This is a genomic window from Oleiphilus sp. HI0128 (genome assembly GCF_001635365.1).
This window is the reverse complement of sequence record NZ_LWGG01000861.1, coordinates 1-5,694: the sequence shown is the minus strand read 5'-3', so window position 1 is coordinate 5,694 and position 5,694 is coordinate 1. Positions and strand designations below refer to the sequence as shown.

Annotated in this window: 6 protein-coding genes; 3 read left to right on the top strand and 3 right to left on the bottom strand. The window is 44.1% G+C overall.

The annotated features are described in order from the left end of the window. Window positions 1-467: hypothetical protein (locus A3763_RS13540; RefSeq protein WP_156495089.1), on the bottom strand; the 467-nt coding region annotated here is incomplete at its 3' end. A gap of 144 nt (window positions 468-611) precedes the next feature. On the opposite strand from A3763_RS13540, the gene A3763_RS13535 reads away from it, so the two are divergent. The 3 genes from A3763_RS13535 to A3763_RS13525 all read left to right on the top strand — a co-directional run bounded on the left by A3763_RS13535 (window position 612) and on the right by A3763_RS13525 (window position 4,220). Then, window positions 612-1,226: a 2'-5' RNA ligase family protein gene (locus A3763_RS13535; protein WP_068552615.1), complete on the top strand. Its 615-nt coding sequence runs from the start codon at window positions 612-614 to the stop codon at window positions 1,224-1,226. Between the two features lie 231 nt (window positions 1,227-1,457). After that, entirely contained in the window at window positions 1,458-1,811 is a 354-nt protein-coding gene (locus A3763_RS13530; protein ID WP_068510086.1) for a hypothetical protein, read from the top strand. 123 nt (window positions 1,812-1,934) lie between these two features. Further along, a complete protein-coding gene (locus tag A3763_RS13525; protein ID WP_068516119.1) occupies window positions 1,935-4,220 on the top strand; it encodes an ATP-binding protein in 2,286 nt (761 codons plus the stop codon). Here A3763_RS13525 and A3763_RS13520 read toward each other — a convergent pair. Next, window positions 4,217-4,723 carry a tRNA-uridine aminocarboxypropyltransferase gene (locus A3763_RS13520; RefSeq protein ID WP_068516123.1) on the bottom strand — a complete coding sequence of 169 codons (507 nt, stop codon included), beginning with the start codon at window positions 4,721-4,723 and terminating at the stop codon, window positions 4,217-4,219. The genes A3763_RS13525 and A3763_RS13520 overlap by 4 nt on opposite strands. A gap of 3 nt (window positions 4,724-4,726) precedes the next feature. Continuing rightward, entirely contained in the window at window positions 4,727-5,626 is a 900-nt protein-coding gene (locus A3763_RS13515) for a diguanylate cyclase (protein ID WP_068516126.1), read from the bottom strand. Between the last annotated feature and the right edge of the window lie 68 nt (window positions 5,627-5,694).

Here is a 5,694-nt window from a genome sequence, read left to right as displayed (position 1 = left end):
TCAAACAAAGCACTTTGGTGGTTGGCAATCGCCGCTAACTTAGCCTGCCACGCCTCACTGGCACCAAAATACCACAAGAGCATAGCTCCAGCCGCTAATACCAGTGCATATACTCCACCTGTTCGGTTAAACATACCTTTTTCAGGAACGAGCGAAGCAAACATCAACGATGTACAAAAAAGGAGATTAAGTCCACTAAACATCGCCATCACGTCTGATCTTGTCAAAGGCGTTTGCAGCTTCGTTTGAATAAAGTAATAGGCAAACAGGGCGATGAAAATCGGGGCAATAAAGCGGCTTCGATTAAACATGGCAGAAAAGCCAAGTAAGATACACGCTAATAGGTAAGGAGCAGTCCGCAGTACGTTTTCATCGAGAGCTTCAATAGAGCTGATACGAACCAGAAAAAAGGATAAAACGACAACAATTAAAGGGCTTAATCGCCAAGCATTTGCTAATAGGGGCACTGTTAATACTTCTTTGAAAAAACATGCTTTCAGTGTAGCTCAGATACTGGCATTGTGAGTGTGGATTGATATTTATTTGCACCAACACTCGCGCTTTAATTAAACTATTTCAGAACTTCCATATCACTCTGACCTATTTCACTTATGCAAAACCTTTCTGCCTCTCAGGCAAAGAATTCCATTGCAGTTAGCCCGCATGACCCGCTTAATTGGCATCAAGGTATTGAGCATTACGGCTTTTGGGCAATAGTGGTTCAGCAAGAAGACTGGCTCAAAGCCTTCCAACGCGCCCGCGCTCATGTCAAAACACTAGTACTACCTGATTACCAGAGAGCACCTCACATCACTTTATCTGCTTGCGGACTGGTGGATCCTGCTCACTTCTGCGAAGAGAAGCTCGCCCGGCAAATCAGAGCGCTTGAAGAATTAAAGCTTTCGCCCTTTTCTCTAGAAAGCCTAGGCCTAGACAGTTTCGAGACAGCCCCCTACCTTTCGATAAACAAGCACCCTCTTCTTCTAAAGATACGCGGTACACTGGAATCTATCTGTCAGGATAATCCCGCACGCGACTACCACCCTCATCTTACTTTGGGCTTTTATAAACAGTCGTACTCACTCAGCACCTTACAGCGCCACTTATCAGGCTATACACAGCCAGTCCTCCCAAGTCTAAGCGTACAAAGCCTATGCTACTGCACCTATCAGACCAAAGAAATCCAGGGAAACATCACAATAAGACACAAGCTCCCGCTTTCATAACGCAATAACACTCTCAGTTAACGCTGATAGCTCAAGAAAACCGATCTATCCCTAAGAATTATTCCTCCATTTTTACGGCGAAAATGCACAGTTATGCTATTTTTAAGGAGGGGCAAGCTTTAACGAAGCAATTATCGACGTCAGCACACTCCTGACACATATCAGTCAATTGCCTAGCCCCTAACCTCATTGAATAGCACTGGGCATATACTGACGTGGCAACAAACGTAAATGAATAAGCTAACTACATCACTATCCTTCAAGTTAGCGATACCAAGTATCCTTATTGGCACGATATTTTTGCTGTCCGTCTCGCTATTATTCTCTTATCACGCAGAGCGAACATTAGAGCGTGAAAGCAATATAATTGCCCAGCATATACAAGACACGCTACTTATCGCTAATGAAACCAATGCTAACACAGCTAATTTAAGGCGTATTGTTAAAGCCTTAACGGCACGAAATGACATGACCCGCTTGCTCCCGGTGGAACAGGCAAGTGGCATTATCAGCGCAGACAGCCAAGAAGAAAATATTGGCCAAAATGTTCATAATTCACTCGACAATGCCCAATTAGAAACCTAGAAGCGTTTCATCACAAATGGACAAAACCAGAATCATCAAATTAGCGATGACGGTTTTTTTCATCATGCTCGCATCAAACTACTGAACCCAGAGCTTAATCGCGTGCGCCCTTACGAGGTATTTATGGAATTTCATAATATACCGACATTTAAAGAAACCAAGACATTTCTCTTTAGCTTATTTCTACTCTGTGCTGGGGGAATTACCCTACTTGCGGCTACAGCCTATCTCAACCAGCGTAGAACCTTGATTAGGCCCTTGGAAAGCATTACCGAAGAGCTACACCAGCAACAAAGTAACGGCCTAAATTCTCCCTTAAGCTACCAAAGCGAGGATGAGTTAGGCACTTTGGTTAAGCGCTATAATGCTCTTGCCAAAGACATAGCCAAACGCGCTGAGGAGGTAAACGAAACCCGGCGTATTATCGATGGCATCACCGACGGTGTCCCCGTATTACTTTCCTACATTGATGCACAAGAGCGCTTTCAGTTCGTTAACAAGAACTATAGTCGCTGGAGCGGCCGTGATACTAGCACCTATAAGGGTAAAGCAATTTCTGAAGCCTTGGGTGAAGCCATTTACGAACGGACTCAACCCTACATTAAAAAGGCTCTAAGCGGGACGTCCTGTCACTTGGAAACAGATATGGCGACCGTTAACGGTATAAGGCATTGCAAAGCGAATTACCATCCTGATTTTGGCGAAAATAACGAAGTCCTCGGAGCCTTTATTTGTATCGAGGATCTTTCAGAGGTCAAAGTTTCAGCCTCAAAATTATCTGATTACGCACAAGAACTAGAATTCCGTGAAATAGCCCTTCAAGAAGAAAAAGCCGTTGCCGAAAATGCGTTGAAAGTTAAGTCTGAGTTCCTGGCCAGCATGAGTCATGAAGTACGCACGCCAATGAACGGTGTACTCGGCATGCTCAATCTGCTGATGAACACAGAGCTCAGTGATGAGCAAAGACAAAGAGCCTCATTGGCAAAATCTAGTGCTGAGTCCTTGCTAAGCTTGATCAACGATATACTCGACTTCTCTAAGGTTGAGTCAGGTAAACTCGAGCTTGAGCAGGTCTCTTTCGACTTAATTGACTTAATCTCCAGCTTGGCGAAAACACTTAGTAAGCAAGCATACGACAAAGACATAGACTTCGTTGTCGATGTTTCGGGCATCAATAAAACCCATATCACAAGTGACCCTGGGCGAATCAGGCAAGTCTTAACGAATTTAATATCGAATGCGATAAAGTTTACTTCTTCCGGTAGCGTAACCCTAAAAGTAGAAGTCTACGAAGACTTTGGTGACAGCCTGGATCTAATTTGCGAAGTTCACGATACCGGTACCGGAATAGCTAAAGATAAGCTGGCAACGATATTTGACTCATTCTCACAAGCAGATGCCTCAACCACTCGAAAATATGGCGGCACTGGCCTTGGTTTAACTATTTCTCGAAATTTATGCCAATTAATGCATGGCGATATTAGAGTCGCCAGTGAGCTAGGTAAAGGTAGTGTCTTTACTGCCTCATTCATGGTTGACAGCTCTACTGAAAACAAAGAAAGCGCGCCACAATTTGAGACCGAACAACTGCTAGCATTTATTCTCGATAAACATCAGGACACAGCCAAGGAAATTGAGAAACAGCTAAGTAAATGGGGAATTCCCTCATATATCTGCGACAGCTCCAATTCCGTGCTCAATTCACTCAATGAACATGTTGTCGGGCCTGGTAAGGTCCCCTTGATCTATATCGATGCAGACCTGATTGAAGGTTCTGCCCACGACCTTAGCGACAACCTTCGCAGCCAAGCAGGCAATGAAACCTTATACCTGATACTCATGACAAAGTACGGTTCCCAGGTCGATGAAAACTATTGCAAGACTCATGGCTTCGATGCCCATATCTATAAGCCTATCTGTTCCAATGACCTAATCCAAAGCATGGAGCTCAGCCTCTATTCAGAAAAACCAGAGCTAACGCAAAGTGCGATAGCGGCTATAGAAGACCCCACTACAGATTTGAGCGAGTCTAGAATCCTGCTTGTTGAAGACGTCTATGTAAACCAGCTCGTTGTACAAGGTATTCTTGAGGCGCTTGACCAACAGTGCGATATCGCTGCCAACGGCCTAGAAGCGCTAGAAATGATACGCGACGCTGAAAAAACGGTCCCCTACAACCTCATTTTCATGGACTGCCAAATGCCGGAAATGGATGGATATGAAGCAACTACAGCGATCAGACAAGGTAAAGCCGGAGAAAACGCCAAGCAGCTACCTATTGTTGCCATGACAGCTAATGCAATGAAAGGTGATGATGATAAATGCTTTGCTGTGGGAATGAATGACTATATTAGCAAGCCTGTCGATGCCATGATCGTTCAAGAGAAGCTAAATAAATGGCTACATTAAGATGGCAGCGCCCTGTTAAACGCCTCATAATGATAAGCGAGTTCACTTGCTGACTCAGACTCACCTGCAAGCTCAAGTAGTTCGATAACACACTCAGCCGTACACAACCCGCCTTTTAGCTGATTTCCTCTACGCACAAAAGTGGAAGGTGTCACGTTATCCAAAGAGAACTTGTCGGCTTGTTGCAAATAAGGGCTTTGTCTATACATTTTCTTGGCTTGTTGCCAAGTAGCATCCAGAATCACGTAGTGAGTATAGGAAAAAAGACATTGAGGGTCAGGCTGATAAGTGCCAGGGCTATCGGTGTTTTGTGTAGGCAGTTCTTCTCTAGGAAAGAGCACCGCGGCTTGCTGCCGAGCCAATAGACTCAATAAACTTTCATCGGGTTCCCGACGCTTCCAAACGACAAGTTCGCAATCACCCTTCAATATACCTCTAACGACTGCACCCGTATTATTCTTCTTTTCTAATTCCCGCTCATGCGTAAGTAATATAAACTTCATTAACTATAAAATACGATTACGGCCTGCTTCTTTAGCTTCATATAATAATTTGTCAGCACTCTCGATAAACTCTGCCGCACTTTGCCCTTCACCAGCAAACTGAGCAATCCCACCACTAACCGTGACATGATCTGCCACTAAAGAGTGTTCATGAGGATAATTCAAATCACTAAACAACTTATTTATACGCTTCGCAACCGCTTGCGCTTGCACCGCATTGGTATTAGGCAAAATCACTGCGAATTCTTCCCCACAATACCGAGCAACAATATCGGCTGGTCGGCACATCGCTTTACGCAAGGTTTCACCAACAGCCTTTAAACACTCGTCACCGGCTTGATGTCCGTTGTTATCATTGAAAGGTTTAAACTGATCAACATCGATCATAATCAAAGTTAAAGGGTCTTTCTCTTTGATTGACCTAGTGATCTCCAGCTCCATGGCCTTATCAAAACCACGGCGGTTCACCAGTCCTTTTAAGGTGTCTTGAAATGCGAGCAACTCCATTTTTAATTTGGTGCCATGAAGCTCGTCCTGAATCTGGGCGATACGCTCCATCGCATGAATCATCGCTTCAAGCACTTCAGGCACTATCGGCTTATAAAGATAAATATCGCCGCCTGACTGAATACCCACAGTAAAAAACTTAGTATCCGTTTTAGCACTAACAAAAATAATGGGGAACCATATAGAGGTATCTTGACGAATAATTTTAGTCGTTTCAAAACCGTTAAGACCAGGCATTTCAACGTCCATCAAAATCAAATCGACTTTCTCTTGCCGACAGAGGTCAATTGCATCCTGTCCACATTCGGCCTCGATGACATCATGCCCAAGCCCGGCAACTACTGCTAGAGACACAAACCTCATAGAACGCTGGTCATCAACAATCAGTACTTTCATAACTCACTCAACTTTTATTAGTCATTACATGCTCAGATCGCTATGGCTAGTTAACGGCCTTTAGTATA

Bases quoted from the DNA above. Each gene is read 5' to 3' on its own strand.
- A3763_RS13520 (WP_068516123.1), bottom strand. From the start codon at position 4,723: ATGAAGTTTATATTACTTACGCATGAGCGGGAATTAGAAAAGAAGAAT.
- A3763_RS13515 (WP_068516126.1), bottom strand. From the start codon at position 5,626: ATGAAAGTACTGATTGTTGATGACCAGCGTTCTATGAGGTTTGTGTCT.
- A3763_RS13535 (WP_068552615.1), top strand. From the start codon at position 612: ATGCAAAACCTTTCTGCCTCTCAGGCAAAGAATTCCATTGCAGTTAGC.
- A3763_RS13525 (WP_068516119.1), top strand. From the start codon at position 1,935: ATGGAATTTCATAATATACCGACATTTAAAGAAACCAAGACATTTCTC.
- A3763_RS13530 (WP_068510086.1), top strand. From the start codon at position 1,458: ATGAATAAGCTAACTACATCACTATCCTTCAAGTTAGCGATACCAAGT.